Below are 22129 nucleotides of genomic sequence, written 5' to 3'. Positions count from 1 at the left end.
GGGGTTTTGCAGGCGCGGGCGCAGGGCTTCGGGCAGACGCCGGCCCCCGTGCCGCTCGGCCGGGCCTTCGGCCACACGCGCCGCTTCCGGGCGGTGCAGGTCGGCCGGGGGGCCTGGAGGCGTGCGCCGCCGGCCGTGCCTCGTCTCAGACGTCTGCTTCGGGCAGCTCCGGCCGATGGGCCGCGAGCCGGTTCCCGATGTCCCGCAGCCCCGCGAGGTCGTGTACGTCGCCGGGCAGCGCGCCCACTTCGGCCACCGCCACCTCGGGGTGGCGTGCGGTGAAGCGGTCGCGCGTGCGCTGCTCGCGGGAGAGCAGCCGCATGCGCTCGGCGTGCAGCCTCAGCAGGCCTGCGGTGAGTTGTTCGACTGCTCCGTCCGGGGCGGGGGAGCCTGCGGCGGGAGCGGGATTCTGGCCGGCGGGAGTTTCTGAACTGCCGTACGTGTCGGGAGAGTTACGAAGTCCAGCTTTCCCGTCCCCCTGATCCACAATGCCGGTGCCGTCAAGATTTTCTACGGCCGTGGAGTCGCCGCCCTCCGCGACCGCCGGGGCCGCGTCCTGCGTGGTCGCCGGGCCGGTGTCCCGCGTGGTCGTGGCCCCGTCGTCGCCCGCGGCGAAGGAGCCGTCCTCGTCCGCGCCCTCGGGGGCGTGCTCAGCGGCGGCGAGGTCGAGGGTCTCCGCGGCGGCGAGGGCCCGCTCGGCGGACAGCTGGGCCGCGCCGCTGCCGTGCACGCGGTTCAGGACCAGGCCCGCCAGCGGCATGTTCTCGGCGGCCAGGCGCTCCACGAAGTACGCGGCCTCGCGCAGCGCGTCCCGCTCGGGGGCCGCCACCACCAGGAACGCCGTGCCGGGCGCCTGGAGCAGCCGGAACGTGGCGTCCGCGCGCGTGCGGAAGCCGCCGAACATGGTGTCCATGGCCGCCACGAACGTCTGGACGTCCTTGAGCAGCTGACCGCCCAGCACCTTGCCGAGGGTGCCCGTCATCATGGACATCCCGACGTTCAGGAACTTCATCCCCGCGCGTCCGCCGACCTTCGCCGGCGCCATCAGGACCCGGATCAGCTTGCCGTCCAGGAACGAGCCCAGCCGCTTCGGGGCGTCCAGGAAGTCCAGCGCCGAACGCGAGGGCGGCGTGTCGACGACGATCAGGTCCCACTCCTCGCGGGAGCGGAGCTGCCCGAGCTTCTCCATCGCCATGTACTCCTGCGTGCCCGCGAAGCCCGCCGAAAGCGACTGGTAGAAGGGGTTGTTCAGGATCGCGGCCGACCGATCGCGGTCCGCGTGCGCCTCGACGATCTCGTCGAAGGTGCGCTTCATGTCGAGCATCATGGCGTGCAGCTCGCCGTCGCCCTCGACGCCCTTCACGCGGCGGGGGGTGTTGTCCAGGGAGTCGATGCCCATCGACTGGGCGAGCCGGCGGGCCGGGTCGATGGTCAGCACGACCACCTTGCGGCCCCGCTCGGCGGCCCGCAGCCCGAGGGCGGCCGCCGTGGTCGTCTTGCCGACGCCGCCGGAGCCGCAGCACACCACGATGCGGGTCTTCGGGTCGTCGAGCAGCGGGTCGATGTCCAGGACGTGTGCGGAGTCGATCGCGCGGGCCGTTTCGTGTGCGGGGCCGTGGCCCTGGGTGCGTGCCGGGTCCGGACTCATGAGATCCCTTGCTGACGCAGTTCCTTGGCCAGTTCGTAGAGGCCCGCGAGGTCCATGCCCTCGGCGAGCAGCGGCAGTTCGTGCAGGGGCAGGCCGGACTCCTGGAGCACGGCGCGCTGTTCGTGCTCCAGGACGTGCCGCTCGGCGTACTCCTCGGCCTGCTGGAGCAGCGGCTCCACGAGCCGCTCGGCGAGTCCGCCGCGACGGGCGCCGCCGAGCCCGGCCGAGGAGAGCGCCTTGGCGAGGGCGGTGCGCGGGACGGCACCGGCGAACTCCAGGTCGGCCCCGTCCAGTACGGCGGGACGCACCATGTTCACGATGAGCCGGCCCACCGGCAGTCCGGCCGCGCGCAGTTCGGCGATGCCGTCGGCGGTCTCCTGGACGGGCATCTCCTCCAGGAGGGTCACCAGGTGGACGGCCGTCTCGGGGGACTTCAGGACGCGCATGACGGCCTGCGCCTGATTGTGTATCGGGCCGATCTTCGCCAGGCCGGCCACTTCGTCGTTCACGTTCAGGAAGCGGGTGATGCGGCCCGTCGGGGGCGCGTCCATCACCACGTAGTCGTAGGCGAAGCGCCCGCTCTTGTCCTTGCGGCGCACGGCCTCGCAGGCCTTGCCCGTCAGGAGGACGTCCCGGACGCCGGGCGCGACGGTGGTCGCGAAGTCGATGGCGCCGAGTTTCTTGAGGGCGCGTCCCGCGCCGCCGAGTTTGTAGAACATCTGGAGGTAGTCCAGAAGGGCCAGCTCGGCGTCGATGGCCAGTGCGTACACCTCCCCACCGCCGGGAGCGACGGCGATCTTCCGCTCCTCGTAGGGCAGCGCTTCTGTCTCGAAGAGCTGCGCGATGCCCTGTCTGCCCTCGACCTCGACGAGGAGGGCCCGCTTGCCCTCGGTCGCGAGGGCGAGCGCGAGGGCGGCGGCTACCGTGGTCTTGCCGGTACCGCCCTTGCCGCTGACGACCTGGAGCCTGCTCACGTCTTCGAGCCTAACCAGTCCGCGCCCGGGCTACGCGGGAGGCTGTGGATAACAGCGGATACAGTCGGCCACATGACCAAGTGGGAATACGCAACCGTGCCTCTGCTCGTCCATGCCACGAAGCAGATTCTGGACACCTGGGGCGAGGACGGCTGGGAGCTCGTCCAGGTCGTGCCCGGGCCGAACAACCCCGAGCAGCTGGTGGCCTACCTGAAGCGGGAGAGGCAGGCATGAGTGCCGTCGAGTCCAGGCTCCGGGAGCTCGGCCTGACGCTGCCGGCGGTCGTACCGCCGCTGGCCGCCTACCAGCCGGCCGTGCGCTCCGGCGTGTACGTCTACACGGCCGGCCAGCTGCCGATGGTGGACGGCAAGCTTCCGGTGACCGGCAAGGTCGGCGCCGAGGTCACGGCCGAGGAGGCCAAGAACCTGGCGCGAATCTGCGCGCTGAACGCCCTCGCCGCGGTCAAGTCCGTGGCGGGCGACCTGGACCGCGTCGCGCGTGTCGTGAAGGTCGTCGGCTTCGTCGCCTCCGCCTCGGACTTCACCGGCCAGCCGGGTGTCCTGAACGGCGCGAGCGAGCTGCTGGGCGAGGTCCTCGGCGACAAGGGCGTGCACGCCCGCAGCGCGGTCGGCGTGGCGGTCCTGCCGCTGGACGCGCCGGTCGAGGTCGAGATCCAGGTGGAGCTGACCGAGGCGTGACCTGCCGCCCCGGGGCGGGCGTCCGGTCCGGGCGCCACCCCCGGGGGGCGGCCCGACGGCCGCTCTCGAACATCAGCGCGCCACGGGATAGCCTCCCGCCATGGCGAATGGGCAGTGGTACCCACCGGAGTGGCCCGAGCGGATCCGTGCGCTCGCGGACGGCACCCTCACACCGGCCGCCCCGCGACGGGCGGCCACCGTCATGCTGCTCAAGGACACCGAAGGCGCCCCCGTGGTGCACATGCTGCGCAGACGCGCCTCCATGGCCTTCGCCGGGGGCGCGTACGCGTATCCGGGCGGCGGCGTGGACCACCGCGACGACGAGCGCCACATCCGCTGGGCGGGTCCCACGCGCGCGTGGTGGGCGGACCGGCTCGGCGTGGACGACACGTCCGCCCAGGCCGTCGTCTGCGCGGCGGTCCGGGAGACGTACGAGGAGGCCGGTGTCCTGCTCGCCGGGCCCACCCCGGACACCGTGGTCGGCGACACCACGGGCGAGGACTGGGAGGCGGACCGCGCGGCCCTCGTCGCCCGGGACCTGTCCTTCGCCGAGTTCCTGGACCGCAGGGGACTCGTCCTGAGGTCGGACCTGCTCGGCGCCTGGACCCGCTGGATCACCCCCGAGTTCGAGCCGCGCCGCTACGACACCTGGTTCTTCGTCGCCGCCCTCCCGGAGGGGCAGCGCACCCGCAACGCCTCCACGGAGGCCGACCGCACGGTGTGGATCACGCCCGCGGACGCGGCGGCGGGGTACGACAAGGGCGAGCTGCTCATGATGCCGCCGACCATCGCGACGCTGCGTCAGCTGCTCCCGTACGGCACGGCGGCCGAGGCCCTCGCCGCCGCGCCGGACCGCGACCTGACCCCCGTGCTGGCGCGGGCCCGCCTGGAGGGCGACGAGGTGGTCCTGTCCTGGCCGGGGCACGACGAGTTCACCAAGCACATCCCGACCGGTGGAGCCCCCGCATGACGGAAGCAGCAGCCCTTCCCGGACAGCCGCGCGGCGGGGTCCTGTCCGGCCCCGCCACCGAGCGCGCGGTGAACGTCCTGGCCCCCAACGCGTCCGCGATGACCCTGGACGGCACCAACACCTGGCTGCTGTCCGAGCCGGACTCCGACCTCGCGGTCGTCGTCGACCCGGGCCCCCTGGACGAAGGACACCTGCGGAACGTCGTGGACACGGCCCGGCGGGCCGGCAAGCGGATCGCGCTCACGCTGCTCACGCACGGCCATCCGGACCACGCGGAGGGCGCCGCGCGGTTCGCCGGGCTGACCGGCACGAAGGTGCGGGCGCTGGACCCGGCGCTGCGGCTCGGTGACGAGGGGCTCGCCCATGGGGACGTCATCACCGTCGGCGGCCTCGAACTGCGGGTCGTGCCGACGCCCGGGCACACCTCCGACTCGCTGTGCTTCCATCTCCCGGCCGACCGGGCCGTCCTGACCGGGGACACCGTGCTCGGTCGCGGCACGACCCTCGTGGCCCACCCCGACGGCCGCCTGGGGGACTATCTCGACTCCCTGCGGCGGCTGAGGTCCCTGACGGTCGACGACGGCGTCCACACCGTCCTGCCGGGCCACGGGCCCGTCCTGGAGGACGCCCAGGGCGCGGTCGAGTTCTACCTCGCCCACCGGGCCCACCGGCTGGCGCAGGTGGAGACGGCGGTCGAGAACGGCTTCCGTGCACCTGAAGAGGTCGTCGACCACGTGTACGCAGACGTCGACCGCTCGCTGTGGCCGGCGGCGGAGCTGTCGGTACGGGCCCAGCTGGACTACCTCCAGGAGCACGGTCTCATCTGACGTCCCCTCGGGGGTGCTCAGGGCCGGGGCGCTTTGACGCCGTGCACGCGCGCGTACTCCCCGGCCAGCCACGGCCCCAGGTCGTCGGTGTACGCCCGCAGGACGGCGAGGTCCCCGCGCGGCTCGTACCCGAGAAGGGCCGCCTCGCGCATCTGCGGGGCCCGCTCCGGGTGGTACGTGCCGAACGCCTCGGCCATCTCCCGCAGATCGCTCGTCCAGCCGTTCCAGCGCGGCATGACGAGCGTGAAGCCGGTGCGGACCAGACGGCGGGACATCCCCCGCACCAGCGGGCGCAGCGCCTCCTCGCGGTCGCCCGCCTCCCGGACGCGCTCACGCCAGCCGGGCAGCAGCAGCGCGAGGTCGCCGTTGGTCTCCCGGGCGAGCAGGGAATCGGGGCGGTAGCGCGGCAGATGTACGGCGAGATCCGCGCCGAGCAGGGGCGTGCACAGGCAGGCGAGGAACCAGCCGAGGTCGTGCCGCTCCAGATCGCTCACGGCCTGCACGCGGCTCACCAGCAGGGTCCCGGCACCGTCGATCTGGTCGAACTCCCGGTCGAGGGCCGCGTCGAGGAGCCGGGCGTCGGCCCGGTCCGCCTCGGTGGGCTCGTCGCGCAGCACGAGTAGCAGGTCCAGGTCGCTGCGGCCCGGGCGCGCGGTGCCGCGCGGGACGGAGCCGTACAGGTACGCGCTGTCCAGTCGAGCCCCGAAGACGTCGGCCACGCGCGTGCGTGCGGCGGCGACCAGGGGCCGGAAGGCGGGCGGGACCTTCGCGAGCGACCCCTCGCGGGCGATGTACCCCTGGGCGTCGAGCCCCCTGCGCCGCACACGTCCGTCCACGCCCCCACTCTGCCCGACCCCTCGGACGCCCGATCGGCGGAGGGCGGGAACGGGCGGCCACGACGACGACGGGGCCACGCCCGGAGGCGGGACCCCGTCGTCGTACGGCGGAAGAAGGCGTCAGCGCGAGCGCTTCGCGAGGCGCTCCACGTCCAGGAGGATCACGGCGCGGGCCTCCAGCCGGAGCCAGCCGCGGCCGGCGAAGTCGGCGAGTGCCTTGTTGACCGTCTCGCGCGAGGCGCCGACCAGCTGGGCCAGCTCCTCCTGCGTCAGGTCGTGCACGACGTGGATGCCCTCCTCCGACTGCACGCCGAAGCGGCGGGAGAGGTCGAGCAGCGCGCGGGCCACGCGGCCCGGCACGTCCGAGAAGACCAGGTCGGACATCTGGTCGTTGGTCTTGCGCAGGCGCCGGGCGACGGCGCGCAGCAGGGCGGCGGCCACCTCGGGCCGCGCGTTCAGCCAGGGCTGGAGGTCGCCGTGGCCGAGGCCGAGCAGCTTGACCTCGGTGAGCGCGCTGGCCGTGGCCGTACGCGGGCCCGGGTCGAACAGCGACAGCTCGCCGATCAGCTCACCGGGGCCGAGGACGGCCAGCATGTTCTCCCGGCCGTCGGGGGAGGTGCGGTGGAGCTTCACCTTGCCCTCGGTGACCACGTACAGCCGGTCCCCGGGGTCGCCCTCGTGGAACAGAGCGTCACCGCGCGCGAGGGTCACCTCACTCATGGAGGCGCGGAGCTCCGCGGCCTGCTCGTCATCGAGCGCCGCGAAGAGCGGGGCGCGCCGCAGAACGTCGTCCACGAGTTCTCTCCTTGTCGACCTGCTCAGGGGATCTTGCTCCCCCGTGTGCCAGGGGACCGTGTTCCCCATTTTGCCGGGCGGTCCAAACAGTGTGATCAGTCACAAGTCTGCCGCACCGGCGTCCTGGGGAGTGCGGCAGGGGGCCAATTGGGGGCCGATCTTCAGGGTCCGGGGCGGATGTCGGTGCCGGGCTTTAGGCTGGCCGGGTGTCCAAATCGCCGGTGAGAGCACAGGCCAAGGGGGCTGGGCGGGTGGTTGTACGTCGTGATTCCGCTGTGGGCGAACAGGCCACGGACGGAACCGGTAATCCGACAAATGCGGCGGCGTCGGTGCCGGCGCGGTCCGCCGCCGAGACGCCCGCCGCCGCTGCCGGCAGCCCTGCCACCGAGAAGCCAGAGAAGCCCGCGAAGAAGACGAAGGCCACTGTGAAGAAGCCGGCGCCCGCCGAGAAGACCACCGCCCCGACGGGGGCCGCAGCGAAGAAGGCGGCCGCCGAGCCCCGGACCGCCGCCGCGAAGAAGGCGGCCCCCGCCAAGAAGGCGACGAAGGCCGCGAAGGCGCCGGTCGCGAAGACGCCGGCCAAAAAGGCGACCGCCAAGAAGGTCCCGGCCGGCAAGGCGCCCGCCGCCAAGAAGACCCCGCCGCCGGCCAAGCCCGACCCCGCACTCGTCCGCCGGGCCCGCCGCATCAACCGCGAGCTCGCCGAGGTGTACCCGTACGCCCACCCGGAGCTGGACTTCGAGAACGCGTTCCAGCTGGTGATCGCCACCGTGCTGTCCGCGCAGACGACCGACCTGCGGGTGAACCAGACGACCCCGGCGCTCTTCGCGAAGTACCCCACCCCCGAGGACCTGGCCGCCGCCAACCCCGAGGAGGTCGAGGAGATCCTGCGGCCCACCGGGTTCTTCCGGGCCAAGACCAAGTCGGTCATAGGGCTCTCCAAGGCCATTCGGGACGACTTCGGGGGCGAGGTCCCCGGCCGTCTGGAGGACCTGGTCAAGCTGCCCGGAGTCGGCCGCAAGACCGCCTTCGTGGTGCTGGGCAACGCCTTCGGACGGCCCGGGATCACCGTGGACACCCACTTCGGGCGGCTCGTGCGCCGCTGGCAGTGGACCGAGGAGACCGACCCGGACAAGGTCGAGGCGGCGGTCGGCGCCCTCTTCCCGAAGAGCGACTGGACGATGCTCTCGCACCACGTGATCTTCCACGGCCGCCGCATCTGCCACGCCCGCAAGCCCGCCTGCGGCGCCTGCCCCATCGCCCCGCTCTGCCCGGCGTACGGGGAGGGCGAGACGGACCCCGAGAAGGCGAGGAAGCTCCTGAAGTACGAGAAGGGCGGCTTCCCGGGCCAGCGGCTCAAGCCCCCGCAGGCCTACCTGGACGCGGGTGGCATCGCGGCACCGCCCCTGGGCACCGGATGACCTGCGGCGCGGAACGATCCGCGGCCCCGCACGCGTTGAGACCGGCAGAACGGGGGTGGCGATGACGCACGCGAGTCATACGCACCAGGGCCACGACACACACCAGGGCCACAACGCGCGGCACGGACACGGCATGCCCGCCGACCCGATCGCGCTGAGCAAGGACGGCCTGCCCGGCTGGCTGGAGCCGGTGGCGCGCGCCGCGGAGACGGTCAAGCCGCTCCAGCTGAGCCGCTTCCTGCCGCCCGCCGACGGCGCGGGCCGCCAGTCCGCCGTGCTGGTCCTCTTCGGCGAGGGGGAGCGCGGCCCGGAGCTGCTGCTCATGGAGCGCGCCAGCTCGCTGAGATCGCACGCGGGCCAGCCGTCGTTCCCCGGCGGCGCCCTGGACCCGGAGGACGGCGACCCCGAGGGCGACGGCCCGCTGCGGGCCGCGCTGCGCGAGGCCGAGGAGGAGACCGGCCTCGACCCGAGCGGCGTGCAGCTCTTCGGCGTGCTGCCCCGCCTCTACATCCCGGTGAGCCACTTCGTGGTGACACCGGTGCTCGGCTGGTGGCGCCGCCCCACCCCGGTCGACGCGGTCGATCCCGCCGAGACCGCCCGCGTCTTCACGGTCCCCGTGGCGGATCTCACGGACCCCGCCAACCGGGCGACGACGGTTCATCCGAGCGGCCACCGCGGCCCGGCATTCCTGGTCGAATCGGCCCTCGTGTGGGGCTTCACGGCCGGCATCATCGACAGGATCCTGCACTACGCGGGCTGGGAGCTGCCCTGGGACCGGGAGAAGCAGGTCCCGCTCGACTGGCGCGCATGACAGGGTGGCCTCCGTGAATGTGCTGGACATCCTGTTGCTGGTCGCCGCCGTGTGGTTCGCGATCGTGGGCTATCGCCAGGGCTTCGTCGTCGGCATCCTGTCGGTGATCGGCTTCCTGGGCGGCGGGCTCGTCGCGGTCTATCTGCTCCCGGTGGTCTGGGGCGCCATGACCGACGACTCCGAAGTCAGTACGTCGGCGGCCGTCGTGGCGGTGATCGTCGTGATCGTCTGCGCCTCCGTCGGCCAGGCCCTCACCACCCACCTCGGCAACAAGCTGCGCCGGTACATCACCTGGTCGCCCGCCCGCGCCCTGGACGCGACGGGCGGCGCCCTGGTCAACGTGGTGGCGATGCTGCTCGTGGCCTGGCTCATCGGCTCGGCCCTCGCGGGCACGACGCTGCCGACGCTCGGCAAGGAGGTCCGCAACTCCAAGGTGCTGCTGGGCGTCTCGCGGGCGCTGCCCGCCCAGGCGGACACCTGGTTCGCCGACTTCTCCTCGGTCCTCGCGCAGAACGGCTTCCCGCAGGTCTTCAGCCCGTTCGCGAACGAGCCGATCACCGAGGTCCAGCCCCCGGACCCGGCCCTCGCCAAGAGCGCGGTGGCCACCCGCGCGAAGAAGTCCATCGTCAAGGTCATGGGCACCGCGCAGAGTTGCGGGAAGGTCCTCGAAGGCACCGGCTTCGTCTTCGGCGAGCGCCGCGTGATGACCAACGCGCACGTGGTCGGCGGAGTCGACGAGCCCACCGTCCAGATAGGCGGCGAGGGCCGGCGCTACGACGCGACGGTCGTGCTCTACGACTGGGAGCGCGACATCGCCGTACTGGACGTGCCGAACCTGCGCGCGCCGGCCCTGCGGTTCACGTCCGACGACGCGACCAGGGACGACGGTGCGATCGTCGCCGGCTTCCCGCAGAACGGCTCGTACAACGTGCAGCCCGCGCGCGTGCGCGGCCGGCTCACCGCCAACGGCCCGGACATCTACCACCGCGGCACGGTCCGGCGCGACGTCTACTCGCTGTACGCGATCGTCCGCCAGGGCAACTCCGGCGGCCCGCTGCTCACCCCGGACGGCAAGGTGTACGGCGTGGTCTTCGCGAAGTCGCTCGACAACGACGAGACCGGCTACGCGCTCACCGCGGACGAGGTCCGTGAGGATGTCACCAAGGGACGCAGGGCCAACCAGCAGGTCGACAGCGACAGCTGCGCGCTCTGACGCGGAGTCTGTCCGAGGAGGAGCGGTCCGCGGGGTACGGCGAGCCGCCCGGCCGGAAGTGCCCTGACGCCCCGGCGGCGGGTCAGCCGCGGGTGTGACGGAGCCGCGCCGAGACCCAGCGGGCCCGGCGGCGCAGAATGTGCGGGATCCCCAACCTGAGGTCCGTGCCCGGCAGCTGCGGGGCACCCCTCTGGTGGGAGCTCAGGCCCGTGGCCGAGCGACGGGTGCGTGCTGCGTCACTGTAGTCGTGCGTCCAGCCCATACCCCGACGTCTGCCCGGGCCTCATGGTCGGTAACCGCCTCCCGGGCCCCCAATTGGCCTATGCGCGGGGCATTTGGCTGTTCGAAGGACAGGCGTTCGCCGACGGGTGCCGAACGTGTCCAAACGGTCACCGACCGGACGCGCGCGGGGAGTTCACCGGTCGGGTTCGGGGTCCTGCAGCCAGTTGATGAGCTCGGTGGAGAACGCCGTCGGGTCCTCCTCGTGCGGGAAGTGCCCGAGCCCGTCGAACAGCCGCCAGCGGTACGGGGCTTCGACGTACTGCCCGGAACCGGCCGCGCTGCGCGTGCGCATCACGGGGTCCAGCGAACCGTGCAGATGCAGCGTCGGCACCCGCAGCGGCCGCTTCATCCGCCGGTTGAACTGGATACCGTCCGGACGGGCCATCGAGCGCACCATCCAGCGGTACGGTTCGATCGCGCAGTGCGCCGTCGAGGGGATGCACATGGCACGCCGGTACGCGTCCACGGCCTCGTCCTCCGGCGGGCGCGGCCCCGACCATTCGCGCATCAGACGGCCCACCAGAGCGGCGTCGTCGGCCACGAGTTGGCGCTCGGGGACCCAGGGCCGCTGGAACCCCCAGATGTAGGAACCCGCGGCCGTCTGCCTGACGTCCGAGAGCATCGCCGACCGCCAGCGCCGGGGGTGCGGCATCGAGGACACCGCGAGCCGGCGGACGAGCTTGGGCCGCATCACGGCCGCCGTCCACGCCAGGTAGCCGCCGAGGTCGTGGCCGACCAGCGCGGCGTCGGGCTCGCCCAGGGAACGGACGACGCCGGTGATGTCGAGCGCCAGGTTCGCCGGGTCGTAACCGCGCGGGGTGCGGTCGCTGCCGCCGACTCCCCGCAGGTCCATGGCGACGGCGCGGAAGCCCGCGTCGGCGAGGGCGACCATCTGGTGGCGCCAGGCCCACCAGAACTGCGGGAAGCCGTGCAGCAGCAGGACCAGCGGCCCGTCACCGAGCTCCGCGATGTGGAAGCGCGCGCCGTTGGCCGCGACGTCCCGGTGGACGACCTCTTTCCCGCCGGGCACGTCGAGTCGTACGGCCGAGGCGGGTTGAGCCGAAGGTGTGGCGGGGTCCGTCATGAGGATGAGCGTGCCACAGCCTCGATGGCCTCCGGGACACGCTGCTGCGCCGCCACCTCACGGGGGTGGGGCTTGGCGTTCTGCAGGACGCCCGCCGACTCCTTCATCGAGGCGGCGACCTTCTGCGGGCCCTTGCCCTTCTTGGCCTTCTTCGCGAAGACCGTGCCGATCAGCGCGAGCACCCCGGCGACCAGCACGTTCGCGGCGAAGGAGAGCAGGAAGCAGACCGCGAGGTTCCAGTCGCTCCAGGTCCGGATGCCGTACGCCAGGGCGAAGCTCAGCATCGGCAGGGAGAAGATCAGCACCGCGCCTGCCGCGGAGAACGCCCCGCCGCTGGCCGCCCCGCGCTTGACGTCATGCTTGAGCTGCGCCTTCGCCAGTGCGATCTCGTCGTGCACCAGTGCGGACATCTCGGTCGTCGCCGAGGCGAACAGCTGGCCGATGCTGCGTTCGGCGCCGACCGGGCTGCCGTCGGGTGCGCTCATCGCGATCTCCCTCTTCTGCGTGTGATCGTGCGGTCCTGTCAGATCATGCCGGACCGGCGTTCTCCTCGCCTGCCCCGCCCGTCACTTCGGCAAGCGCGCGTCGCTCGGCCTCCATCTCCGCGGCCAGCCTGCGGTGCTCGGCTGCCTTCCCCTCGTGGATGGCGGCCATGCGCAAGTGGTACTCCGGGTTGTCCAGTTCGTAGATGTCGGGGATGCCGTCCTGGTCCTCGTCGCGGTCCTCCTCCTCGCACAGCCCGCGGTACTTGGCATTCCGCAGCTTCAGCAGGACGGAGGCGAGTACGGCCGCGATGAGCGAGCCGAAGAGGACGGCCGCCTTGACCTCGTCGGCCAGCACCGGGTGGCCCTTGAAGGCCAGTTCGTCGATGAGCAGCGAGACGGTGAAGCCGATGCCGGCGAGGGAGGAGACCGCGAAGACGTCCGGCCAGGCCAGGTCCTCGCTCAGGGAGGCCCGGGTGAAGCGGGCCGTCAGCCAGGTCCCGCCGAAGATGCCGACCGCCTTGCCGACGACGAGGCCGAGGATCACGCCGAGCGTCTCGGGCCGGGTGAAGACGTCGCCCAGCGCGCCCCCGGAGATCGCGACACCGGCGCTGAACAGGGCGAACAGCGGGACGGCGAGCCCTGCCGACAGCGGGCGCACCAGGTGTTCGACACGCTCGCCGGGGGACTGCTCCTCGGGCTTTCCGCCCGGTCCGTCCTCGCGCCGGTGGCAGCGCAGCATCAGGCCCATGGCGACACCGGCGATGGTGGCGTGGATGCCGCTGTTGTACATCAGGCCCCACACGACGAGGGCCAGCGGGACGTACACGTACCAGCCGCGTACGCCCTTGCGCAGCAGCAGCCAGAAGACGGCGAGGGCGGCGACGGCGCCGCCGAGCGCCGCGAAGTTCAGCCGGTCGGTGAAGAAGACCGCGATGATCAGGATGGCGAACAGGTCGTCGACGACGGCGAGCGTCAGCAGGAAGGCTCGCAGGGCGGACGGCAGGGACGTGCCGATGACGGCGAGGACGGCCAGCGCGAAGGCGATGTCGGTCGCGGTCGGCACCGCCCAGCCCTGGAGGGAGCCGCCGCCGGTGACGTTGACCAGGGTGTAGACGAGCGCCGGTACGGCCATGCCGCAGATCGCGGCGACGACGGGCAGCAGCGCGGCTTTCGGGTCCCGCAGGTCGCCCGCGACGAGCTCGCGCTTGAGTTCGATGCCGGCGACGAAGAAGAAGACGGCGAGCAGGCCGTCGGCCGCCCAGTGTTCGACGGACAGGTCGAGCCCCAGGGCGGAGGGCCCGAGGTGGAAGTCGCGGACGCTCTCGTAGCTGTCCTGGAGCGCGGGTACGTTCGCCCAGACCAGCGCGGCGATCGCGGCGACGAGCAACAGGACGCCGCCGACGGTCTCGGCGCGCAGCGCGTTCGCGACGAAGTTCCGCTCGGGCAGGGAGAGGCGGCCGAGGAACTTGCGGGTGGCGGTGCTGGGCGCGGTCACGGGGGAGACCTCCGGTCGGTAGGCAGGGCAGAGCACATGCCGACCAGACTTCCCGGCGCACCTAGGTCCACGTATCACGATGTTGACGTGTTCTTTAGCTTACCTAAGGTGCCGCGGGACGGATCCGGTGATCGTCACAATAATGACAAAAAGGGCAACCGGCGCGCGCTGCCGGTTGCCCTTCCCGTGTCCCGCGGCCCTCGGGCCCGGACTCAGTCCTCGCTCGGCGCCGCAGGGAGCTTCTGCTGGATGAGGTCCATCACCGTCGAGTCGGTGAGCGTGGTGACGTCACCGAGCTCGCGGTTCTCGGCGACGTCGCGCAGGAGCCGGCGCATGATCTTGCCGGAGCGGGTCTTGGGCAGCTCCGCGACCGGCAGGATCCGCTTCGGCTTGGCGATCGGGCCGAGCGCGGTGCCCACGTGGTTGCGCAGGCCGGCGACGAGTCCCTCGTCCTCGGCGGACGCCGTCCCGCGCAGGATGACGAACGCGACGATGGCCTGGCCGGTGGTCTCGTCCGCGGCGCCGACGACGGCGGCCTCGGCGACCGAGGGGTGCGAGACGAGCGCCGACTCGACCTCGGTGGTCGAGATGTTGTGCCCGGACACCAGCATCACGTCGTCGACCCGGCCGAGCAGCCAGATGTCGCCGTCGTCGTCCTTCTTCGCGCCGTCCCCGGCGAAGTACCTGCCCTCGAAGCGCGACCAGTACGTGTCGAGGAAGCGCTGGTCGTCGCCCCAGATGGTGCGCAGCATCGACGGCCACGGCTCGGTGAGGACCAGATAACCGCCGCCGCCGTTCGGGACCTCGTTGGCCTCGTCGTCGACGACGGTCGCGGAGATGCCCGGCAGGGCGCGCTGGGCGGAGCCCGGCTTGGTCTCGGTGACCCCGGGCAGCGGCGCGATCATCATCGCGCCGGTCTCGGTCTGCCACCAGGTGTCCACGATCGGGGTGCGGTCGCCGCCGATGTGCTTGCGGTACCAGATCCACGCCTCGGGGTTGATCGGCTCGCCGACGGAACCGAGGACACGCAGCGAGGACAGGTCGAACTTCGCGGGGATGTCGTCGCCCCACTTCATGAACGTGCGGATCGCGGTCGGCGCCGTGTAGAGGATCGTCACCCCGTACTTCTGGACGATCTCCCAGAAGCGGCCCTGGTGCGGGGTGTCCGGAGTGCCCTCGTACATGACCTGCGTCGCGCCGTTGGAGAGCGGCCCGTAGGTGATATAGGAGTGCCCGGTGACCCAGCCGATGTCGGCCGTGCACCAGTAGACGTCGGTCTCCGGCTTGAGGTCGAAGACGGCGTGGTGGGTGTACGACGCCTGGGTGAGGTAGCCGCCGGACGTGTGCAGGATGCCCTTGGGCTTACCCGTCGTCCCCGACGTGTACAGGATGAACAGCGGGTGCTCGGCGTCGAAGGCCTCGGGGGTGTGCTCGGTGGACTGCTCGGCGGTGATCTCGTGCCACCAGACGTCCCGGCCCTCGGTCCAGGCGACGTCCTGGCCGGTGCGGCGCACGACCAGGACCTTCTCGACGGCGTCGGTGCGGCCGACGGCGTCGTCCACGGCCGGCTTCAGGGCGGAGGGCTTGCCGCGCCGGTAGCCGCCGTCCGCGGTGATGACGAGTTTGGCGTCGGCGTCCGCGATCCGGGCCGCGATCGCGTCCGCGGAGAACCCGCCGAAGACGACCGAGTGCGCGGCGCCGATACGGGCGCACGCGAGCATCGCGACGACCGCCTCGGGGATCATCGGCAGGTAGACGGCGACCCGGTCGCCCTTTCGGACGCCCAGTTCGGTCAGCGCGTTGGCCGCCTTGGACACCTCGTCCTTGAGCTCGGCGTAGGTGATCGCGCGGCTGTCACCCGGCTCGCCCTCGAAGTGGATGGCGACCCGGTCGCCGTGACCTGCCTCCACGTGGCGGTCCACGCAGTTGTACGCGACGTTGAGCTTGCCGTCCTTGAACCACTTGGCGAACGGCGGGTTCGACCAGTCGAGGGTCTCGGTGGGCTCGGTGGCCCAGGTCAGCCGACGGGCCTGCTCGGCCCAGAAGCCGAGCCTGTCAGCCTTGGCCTGCTCATACGCCTCCGCGGTGACATTGGCGTTCGCGGCCAGGTCGGCGGGCGGCGCGAACCTGCGCTCTTCCTTCAGCAGGTTGGCCAGGCTTTCGTTGCTCACGACATCTCCCTTTCCCAGGGTGTCCGTTGTGTCCCAGGCCACAGCTCATCAGACCGGGGGGCCCGATGACAAGGGCCGATCCCAAATTGGTTTAGACCTATTCAGGTGCTGTGGGGTCACTCAGGGGCACGGACGGACGGGCGGCCGGGTTCAGTCTGCGCCGCGCCGGCCGCACCGGGCCGACGGCGCCGCGGAGAACCCCGGTCGATCTCGCCCGGTGGCACCGACGCGACGGCGCCGACCGGGCGGTGCTCAGGGAAGGGGTGTCGTCGCGGAGAGGGCGAAGGGGAGGCCGGGGCGCGGACGCCTTGGCCGTACGGGGATTGGGCCCCTACGGGGTCGGGTCCGTACGGGGTCGAGGTCACGCCCGTACGAGCGTCGAGGCGAGGCTGTGGCGAGCGGGGTGCGGCCGGGTCGGTCCAGGCGGCTGCACCCCGCGCCGAGGTCACGCGGGACTGCGCAGGTCCTCCGGGGCGTCGACGTGGTCGAACAGTTCGGTCCCGTCGGAGCCCGAACCGGCGTCCGCACCGGTCAGCAGGTACGACTGCGCCTCGCCCACGTGGAAGTACATCCCGTGCAGCTCCAGCGCTCCCGCCTCCAGGGCGCGGCGCACGGACTCGTGCGCCCGCAGATGCTCCAACTGCTGCACCACGTTGGTCAGGCAGAGCTGCTCCACCGCGTCCGCCGGGGCCCGGCCGGCGAGCCGGGGCCAGGGCCGCTCGGCCGTGGCCATCCGCTCCAGGCTGGGCGTTCCGTGCCGCAGCCAGCGCTTCAGGGGCGTCTGCGCCCCGCCCGGTTCGGAGTTCAACAGGGCCTGCATGGCGCCGCACCCGGAGTGCCCGCACACCGTGATGGACCGCACCTTCAGCACGTCCACCGCGTACTCGATGGCGGCCGCCACCGAATCGTCCCCGCTCTCCTCGCCGGGCGGGGGCACGAGGTTGCCCACGTTGCGCACGACGAAGAGGTCGCCGGGGCCGCTGGACGTGATCATCGACGTGACGAGCCGTGAGTCGGCGCAGGTCAGGAAGAGCTGCGACGGCCGCTGTCCCTCCCGCGCGAGGCGGGCCAGCTCACTGCGCATCAGGGGCGCGGTGTTGCGCTGGAACGCGCTGATGCCACGGGCCAGTTGGTGCTGGCTGCGACGAGGGGAGCCGGCCGCCGCGCCCGTGTCTCCCGGGCTGTCCGGGTGCCCGTCGGCCGCCATGGCCTGCGGGCTCGTGCCGGGCTCGCAGTGGTGGTTGCGCCAAGGGGTCCAGGGACGGCACCGGCAGTGGGAGCCGTCCGTGGGCTCGGCGATCCGGGTCCCGGGCCGCCGCCCGGCGATCTCGACCTTGCCGCCCTGGGCGAGATGCGTGTTCTGCCAGTCGTGGAGCGACTCGTAGGCCGCGTGGTCCATGAAGGAGCCGTCCAGCTCCACGACGACCGAGGAGCCGCGGGGCACCAGATGCAGGGTTCGGCTGAGCCGCGGCACGGCGAGGAACGTCAACTGCCCGCGCACACCGACGTGATGGACGCCCTCCCTCTCCTCGTGCGTGATCCGGGTGCGGGCGAGGCGGTGCAGGGCGACACCGACGGCCACGGCGACTCCGATCGCCACGCCTTCCAGGACGCCGAAGCCCACGACGCCGAGCGTGGTGAAGACGTACACCAGCACTTCGCGGTGGCGCGTGACCGTGCGGATGTGGTGCAGGGACACCATCTGGACGCCGACGGCCATCACCAGGGCGGCGAGCGAGGCGAGCGGGATCAGCTCCAGGAACGGGACGAGCAGCAACGCGGCGATCACTACGAGAACGCCGTGCAGCATCGTGGAGTTCCGGCTGACGGCACCGGCGTTGACATTGGCCGAACTGCGTACGGCGACTCCGGCGACCGGCAGTCCGCCGAGTGCTCCGGACACCACGTTGGCGGCGCCTTGTCCGAGCAGTTCACGGTCGAGGTCCGACCGGCCGACGTGGGCGTGCCCGTCCCCTCGCCCGGCCACCAGCTTGTCCACGGCGACGGCGCCCAGCAGCGACTGCACGCTGCACACCAGGGTCACGGTGAGGACGGCGGCGGCGAGACCGAGGACCGGACCCTCGGGCATCCCGGCCAGCGCGTGGCTGCTCCAGGACGGCAGGTCGACCATGGGCAGGCGCAGCCCGGCGAGTGAGGCGGTGACGGTGGCCCCGGCGACGGCGACGAGCGCGGCGGGGACTTTGCGCAGGGCGCTCCCGACCCGCCCGGGCAGCCGGGGCCAGGCCAGCAGCAGAACCAGCGTCAGGGCACTCACCGACACGGCCGCGGGCTGCAGCTGAGCCAACTGCGCGGGCAGCGCGATCAGGTTGGCCGGGACCGAGCTCTGCGGGGTGCCGCCGAGCACGATGTGCAGCTGCGCGACGGCGATGGTCAGGCCGATGCCGGCGAGCATGCCGTGGACGACGGCGGGGCTGACGGCGAGCGCGGTGCGTGCCACGCGCAGGCAGCCGAGGGCCAGTTGGGCCACGCCCGCGAGGACGGTGATGGCGCAGGTCGTACGCCATCCGTAGCGGTGGATGAGCTCGGCGGTGACCACCGTGAGGCCGGCGGCCGGGCCGCTCACCTGGAGCGGGGAGCCGCCGAACCGTCCGGCGACGAGCCCGCCGACTGCCGCGGCGACGAGTCCCGCCTGGAGCGGCGCGTCGGTGGCGAGGGCGATGCCCAGGGACAGGGGGAGGGCGATCAGGAAGACCGCGATGGAGGCCGACACGTCGGCGCCGGCGATACGGAACCGGCGGGGCGGGGTCGGCGGGGGGCTGTGGGACTGGTGGGGGTGCGCGGGCCGAGTCGGGTCGGCGGCGCGGGTGGGGACGCAGGCAGACATGTTTCCCGTCTCCTCCGGGGCAGCGCGGTCGCGGAACAGGTGGTCCCCCGCTCGGTGGCGGGGGGCGGGTCGCGGCCGTGGGTCACGGCGTGCAGCGGCGGGATGATTCAACGCTCGGTAAATGGATCGTAATGCTAAGTAAAGGGCACGTGTGGGCGATACCGGCAAATGGGGCAGTAAATCACTCACGCGAGTGAATGCTGATTTTCATCGGCTTGTCATACAAATCTCCCCGGAAGTCCGTGCGACCTTGACGGCGCTGACGGCACGCCCCTGCACGTCACCCCGAGAACGCCCTGAGCAGCGTTGCCCTGACTGAAGGAAGAAGGTGGGCGGAAGATGGCCACCACCCAGAGGATCGCCGCGGGTGTCGCGCTCGCCGCGGCCTGCGCCACGGCACTCGCCGGCTGCGCCACCGGCACCACCGGTTCCGAGGAAGGCGCGCACGGTGCCAGGAAGCCCGCCGCGGCCCCGGCGCCCAAGAAGGCGTTCCGCCTGATCGGCGACGGCTCGACCGCGTACACCGGAGCGCAGCCGCACCTGCCCAGACCCGAGCGGCTGAAGCCCGGCCAGAAGCCCCCGCAGTTCGTGGTCTTCTCCTGGGACGGCGCCGGGGAGGACAGCCAGAAGCTGTTCTCGCACTTCCGCGAGGTCGCCAAGGACAACAACGCGACGATGACGTACTTCCTGAGCGGCGTGTACATGCTGCCGGAGGACAAGGCCGACCTCTACAGGCCCCCGCAGCACTCGCCGGGCCGCTCCGACATCGGGTTCAACGACGAGCGGGGCATCAAGGAGACCGTGAAGCAGCTGCGCCAGGCGTGGCTGGAGGGCAACGAGATCGGGACCCACTTCAACGGCCACTTCTGCGGCAGCGGAGGCGGGGTCGGCGAGTGGTCGGTCAAGGAGTGGAAGAGCGAGATCGCCCAGGCGAAGTCGTTCGTGAAGTCGTGGAAGACCAACACCGGTCTGATGAAGGCCGCCCCGCTGCCCTTCGACTACGACAAGGAGCTCATCGGCGCCCGCACCCCCTGCCTGGAGGGGCAGAAGAACTTCATGCGCGCCGCCCGCCAGCTGGGCTTCCGCTACGACACCAGCGGCGTCAACGACCAGGTCTGGCCGAAGAAGAAGGAGGGGCTGTGGGACCTGTCGATGCAGCTCGTCCCGGTCCCGGGCCGTGGCTTCGAGACGCTCACCATGGACTACAACTTCATGGTGAACCAGTCGGGCACCACGACCCAGGGCGACCCCGCCAAGCAGGAGTACTGGGGCGACCAGATGCGTGACGGGCTGCTCCAGGGCTTCGAGCGCGCCTACAACGGCAACCGCGCCCCCCTTGTGATCGGCAACCACTTCGAGTCCTGGAACGGCGGCACGTACATGCGCGCCCTGGACCAGGTCATCGAGGGCGTGTGCACCAGGTCCGAGGTGCGCTGCGTGTCCTTCCGGCAGCTGGCCGACTGGCTCGACGCGCAGGACCCGGCGACGCTGGAGAAGCTGCGCGGCCTCAAGGTCGGCGAGGCCCCGAAGGAGAGCTGGGCCTCGTACCTCTCGGGCAGCCCGGCCCCGGCTCCCAAGGGAGTCCCCGGGGCCCCCGCCTTCCAGCCGTAACGGCTACACGGTCGCGTCGAGGGCCGGAACGGCCGCCACCGCGTCCTCACTCAGGACGAAGCCGGGATCGACCTGCGCCGCCAGGTCCGTCCCGGTCTTCGCGTTGCCCCAGGAGCCGGCGTTCTTCAGATGGAAGTGCACCATCTGGCGCGTGTAGCGCTCCGGGTCACGGAGCTCGTACGTGGCGTCCGCGGCGGTCCGCAGGGTGCGCAGCGCGCGCTGGTTGACGTCCTCCAGGAGCTTGAACCGGGGCGGCCGGCCCTTCTCCATGGCCCGCACCCAGTCGGAGTGCCCGACGGCGACCAGGAGGTCGTCGCCGACCTCGGCGCGGAGGAAGTCGACGTCGTCCGGGCCCTGCACCTTGTTGCCGACGACCTTCAGGGTGACGCCGTAGTCGCGGGCGTACTCCTTGTACTGGCGGTAGACGGAGACCCCCTTACGGGTCGGCTCGGCGACGAGGAACGTCATGTCGAAGCGGGTGAACATGCCGGAGGCGAAGGAGTCCGAGCCCGCCGTCATGTCGACCACCACGTACTCGTCGCGGCCGTCGACCAGGTGGTTCAGGCACAGCTCGACCGCGCCCGTCTTGGAGTGGTAGCACGCGACCCCGAGGTCGGCTTCGGTGAAGGGGCCGGTGACCATCAAACGGACCGTGCCGCCGTCGAGTTCCACCGGCCGCGCGCAGGCGTCGTACACCGGGTTGTCCTCGCGCACCCGCAGCAGCCGGGAGCCCTCCCCGGGCGGCGTCGTCTTGATCATCACCTCGGAGGAGCCGATCCGAGGGTTGGAGCCGCGCAGCCAGTCCTTGATCAGCGGCAGGTGCGCGCCCAGCGCGGGCAGGCCCGCCGCCACGTCCTCGTCGAGCCCGAGCGCGGCCCCGAGGTGCTGGTTGATGTCGGCGTCCACGGCGACGACGGGGGCGCCGGCGGCCGCCAGGTGGCGGACGAAGAGGGAGGACAACGTGGTCTTGCCGCTGCCACCCTTCCCAACGAAAGCAATTTTCATGTTCAGGAAGATAGTGCGGAGAGGGGTCCCACGCGCGCGTGGACGTGAAGAAGACCACTCCTTCGTGGGGAGGGCGGCCGGGGTGCGTAGGGTCGTACTCATGAGTACGACAGGCGCGACCGCAGATCCGCTCGCGGCCCTTGGCTCGCTGCCCGGAGTGGCCGAGTCCGTGGAGTCCGTGCGCAAGGCCGTGGACCGGGTCTACGGACACCGGATCATGCGACGCCGCAGCAACGAGATCACGTCCGAGGCGGCACTGCGCGCCGCGCGCGGTTCCGCGGCGCTCTCCGGAGCCGACTGGGCCCTCGAGGAGGTGCGGCGGCGTACCGACTTCAGCGGGGACGGCGAGGCCCGCACCGTCGGCTCGGCCCTGCGGCTGACGGCCGAGGCGGGCCAGCTCCTCTCCATCTGGCGCCAGTCGCCCCTGCGGGTGCTGGCCCGGCTGCACCTGGTGGCCGCCGCCGACAACGCCGACGAGGTGGGGCGGCCCCGCAAGGACGGCGAGCCGGTCGACGAGCCGCTGGTCGAGCTGCCGCTGCCGGACGCGAACGAGGTCGCGGGCCGCCTCGAAGGACTCTCCCGGCTGGTCATCGCCGGAGGCTCGGCGCCCGCCCTGGTGACGGCGGCCGTCGTCCACGGCGAGCTGCTGGCCCTGCGGCCGTTCGGCTCGCACAACGGCCTGGTGGCGCGGGCAGCGGAACGCATCGTCCTGATCAACAGCGGCCTGGACCCGAAATCCGTGTGCCCGGCCGAGGTCGGCCACGGCGAACTGGGCCGGGCCGCCTATGTGGCGGCCCTCGACGGCTACGCATCCGGCACCCCGGAGGGCATGGCGGCCTGGATCGCGCACTGCGGCAAGGCGGTCGAACTCGGCGCCCGCGAGTCCACCGCGGTGTGCGAGGCGCTGCAGCGCGGCGCGGCCTAGGAGTCGCGGCACATGAAAAACGCCCTCCCTGGG

General features: G+C 72.0%; 20 protein-coding genes. 9 read left to right on the top strand and 11 right to left on the bottom strand.

Annotated elements, in window-relative coordinates; all coding sequences use genetic code 11:
- Nucleotides 1–145: 145 nt before the first annotated feature.
- Both ACFYQQ_RS16785 and ACFYQQ_RS16780 read right to left on the bottom strand, forming a co-directional pair.
- On the bottom strand, nt 146–1648 hold the full coding sequence (locus ACFYQQ_RS16785; RefSeq protein WP_355788815.1) for an ArsA family ATPase: 1503 nt from the start codon (nt 1646–1648) through the stop codon (nt 146–148).
- On the bottom strand, nt 1645–2622 hold the full coding sequence (locus ACFYQQ_RS16780; protein WP_356163799.1) for an ArsA-related P-loop ATPase: 978 nt from the start codon (nt 2620–2622) through the stop codon (nt 1645–1647). Before ACFYQQ_RS16780 ends, ACFYQQ_RS16785 begins: the two co-directional genes overlap by 4 nt.
- 72 nt (nt 2623–2694) lie before the next feature.
- Between ACFYQQ_RS16780 and ACFYQQ_RS16775 the strand changes: the two genes are divergently transcribed.
- The 4 genes from ACFYQQ_RS16775 (at nt 2695) to ACFYQQ_RS16760 (ending at nt 5117) form a co-directional block, all read left to right on the top strand.
- Complete coding sequence (locus ACFYQQ_RS16775) at nt 2695–2856, top strand: DUF4177 domain-containing protein (RefSeq protein ID WP_010986011.1); 162 nt, start codon at nt 2695–2697, stop codon at nt 2854–2856.
- Nucleotides 2853–3320 carry a RidA family protein gene (locus ACFYQQ_RS16770; RefSeq protein ID WP_355791573.1) on the top strand — a complete coding sequence of 156 codons (468 nt, stop codon included), beginning with the start codon at nt 2853–2855 and terminating at the stop codon, nt 3318–3320. Before ACFYQQ_RS16775 ends, ACFYQQ_RS16770 begins: the two co-directional genes overlap by 4 nt.
- A gap of 100 nt (nt 3321–3420) precedes the next feature.
- Complete coding sequence (locus tag ACFYQQ_RS16765; RefSeq protein ID WP_355791570.1) at nt 3421–4290, top strand: NUDIX hydrolase; 870 nt, start codon at nt 3421–3423, stop codon at nt 4288–4290.
- Entirely contained in the window at nt 4287–5117 is an 831-nt protein-coding gene (locus ACFYQQ_RS16760; RefSeq protein ID WP_355791567.1) for an MBL fold metallo-hydrolase, read from the top strand. The genes ACFYQQ_RS16765 and ACFYQQ_RS16760 overlap by 4 nt, the downstream gene beginning before the upstream one ends.
- Before the next feature lie 17 nt (nt 5118–5134).
- On the opposite strand, the gene ACFYQQ_RS16755 is transcribed toward ACFYQQ_RS16760, so the two are convergent.
- Together ACFYQQ_RS16755 and ACFYQQ_RS16750 are read right to left on the bottom strand one after the other, a co-directional pair.
- On the bottom strand, nt 5135–5953 hold the full coding sequence (locus tag ACFYQQ_RS16755; protein ID WP_356163800.1) for a nucleotidyltransferase domain-containing protein: 819 nt from the start codon (nt 5951–5953) through the stop codon (nt 5135–5137).
- Between the two features lie 120 nt (nt 5954–6073).
- Entirely contained in the window at nt 6074–6748 is a 675-nt protein-coding gene (locus ACFYQQ_RS16750) for a Crp/Fnr family transcriptional regulator (RefSeq protein WP_016642758.1), read from the bottom strand.
- Nucleotides 6749–7173: 425 nt separating this feature from the next.
- Here ACFYQQ_RS16750 and nth point away from each other — a divergent pair, with 425 nt between their 5' ends.
- From nth to ACFYQQ_RS16735, 3 genes are all read left to right on the top strand, one after another.
- Entirely contained in the window at nt 7174–8169 is a 996-nt protein-coding gene (gene nth, locus ACFYQQ_RS16745; RefSeq protein ID WP_355788185.1) for an endonuclease III, read from the top strand.
- A 133-nt stretch (nt 8170–8302) separates the two neighbouring features.
- Nucleotides 8303–8980, top strand: coding sequence for a CoA pyrophosphatase (locus ACFYQQ_RS16740; RefSeq protein ID WP_355788200.1), 678 nt, complete (start codon nt 8303–8305; stop codon nt 8978–8980).
- Nucleotides 8981–8993: 13 nt separating this feature from the next.
- Nucleotides 8994–10193 carry a MarP family serine protease gene (locus ACFYQQ_RS16735; RefSeq protein WP_355788188.1) on the top strand — a complete coding sequence of 400 codons (1200 nt, stop codon included), beginning with the start codon at nt 8994–8996 and terminating at the stop codon, nt 10191–10193.
- Nucleotides 10194–10275: 82 nt separating this feature from the next.
- On the opposite strand, the gene ACFYQQ_RS16730 is transcribed toward ACFYQQ_RS16735, so the two are convergent.
- From ACFYQQ_RS16730 to ACFYQQ_RS16705, 6 genes are all read right to left on the bottom strand, one after another.
- Nucleotides 10276–10455 (bottom strand): hypothetical protein, encoded by a 180-nt coding sequence (locus ACFYQQ_RS16730; protein WP_355788191.1) that lies wholly within the window; start codon nt 10453–10455, stop codon nt 10276–10278.
- A gap of 153 nt (nt 10456–10608) precedes the next feature.
- Entirely contained in the window at nt 10609–11559 is a 951-nt protein-coding gene (locus tag ACFYQQ_RS16725) for an alpha/beta hydrolase (RefSeq protein ID WP_355788194.1), read from the bottom strand.
- Nucleotides 11556–12044: a phage holin family protein gene (locus ACFYQQ_RS16720; protein WP_355788197.1), complete on the bottom strand. Its 489-nt coding sequence runs from the start codon at nt 12042–12044 to the stop codon at nt 11556–11558. The genes ACFYQQ_RS16725 and ACFYQQ_RS16720 overlap by 4 nt, the downstream gene beginning before the upstream one ends.
- Nucleotides 12045–12087: 43 nt before the next feature.
- Nucleotides 12088–13539 carry a Na+/H+ antiporter NhaA gene (gene nhaA, locus ACFYQQ_RS16715; RefSeq protein ID WP_356163801.1) on the bottom strand — a complete coding sequence of 484 codons (1452 nt, stop codon included), beginning with the start codon at nt 13537–13539 and terminating at the stop codon, nt 12088–12090.
- 212 nt (nt 13540–13751) lie between these two features.
- Nucleotides 13752–15752, bottom strand: a complete 2001-nt coding sequence (gene acs, locus ACFYQQ_RS16710) for an acetate--CoA ligase (RefSeq protein ID WP_355779574.1) — start codon at nt 15750–15752, stop codon at nt 13752–13754.
- 403 nt (nt 15753–16155) lie between these two features.
- Nucleotides 16156–18555, bottom strand: coding sequence for a bifunctional SulP family inorganic anion transporter/carbonic anhydrase (locus ACFYQQ_RS16705; RefSeq protein WP_355779570.1), 2400 nt, complete (start codon nt 18553–18555; stop codon nt 16156–16158).
- A 339-nt stretch (nt 18556–18894) separates the two neighbouring features.
- Here ACFYQQ_RS16705 and ACFYQQ_RS16700 point away from each other — a divergent pair, with 339 nt between their 5' ends.
- Entirely contained in the window at nt 18895–20166 is a 1272-nt protein-coding gene (locus ACFYQQ_RS16700; protein ID WP_355779567.1) for a hypothetical protein, read from the top strand.
- 3 nt (nt 20167–20169) lie between these two features.
- Here ACFYQQ_RS16700 and ACFYQQ_RS16695 read toward each other — a convergent pair whose 3' ends face one another.
- Nucleotides 20170–21171, bottom strand: coding sequence for an ATP-binding protein (locus ACFYQQ_RS16695; protein WP_355779564.1), 1002 nt, complete (start codon nt 21169–21171; stop codon nt 20170–20172).
- A 100-nt stretch (nt 21172–21271) separates the two neighbouring features.
- Here ACFYQQ_RS16695 and ACFYQQ_RS16690 point away from each other — a divergent pair, with 100 nt between their 5' ends.
- Nucleotides 21272–22096 carry an oxidoreductase gene (locus ACFYQQ_RS16690; RefSeq protein ID WP_355779561.1) on the top strand — a complete coding sequence of 275 codons (825 nt, stop codon included), beginning with the start codon at nt 21272–21274 and terminating at the stop codon, nt 22094–22096.
- Nucleotides 22097–22129 lie beyond the last annotated feature (33 nt).

This window comes from Streptomyces sp. NPDC005496, from assembly GCF_042872045.1.
In the GTDB taxonomy this organism is placed as follows: Bacteria; Actinomycetota; Actinomycetes; order Streptomycetales; family Streptomycetaceae; genus Streptomyces.
The sequence above is the reverse complement of the archived record's forward strand: the minus strand, read 5'-3'. Positions and strand labels throughout refer to the sequence as shown.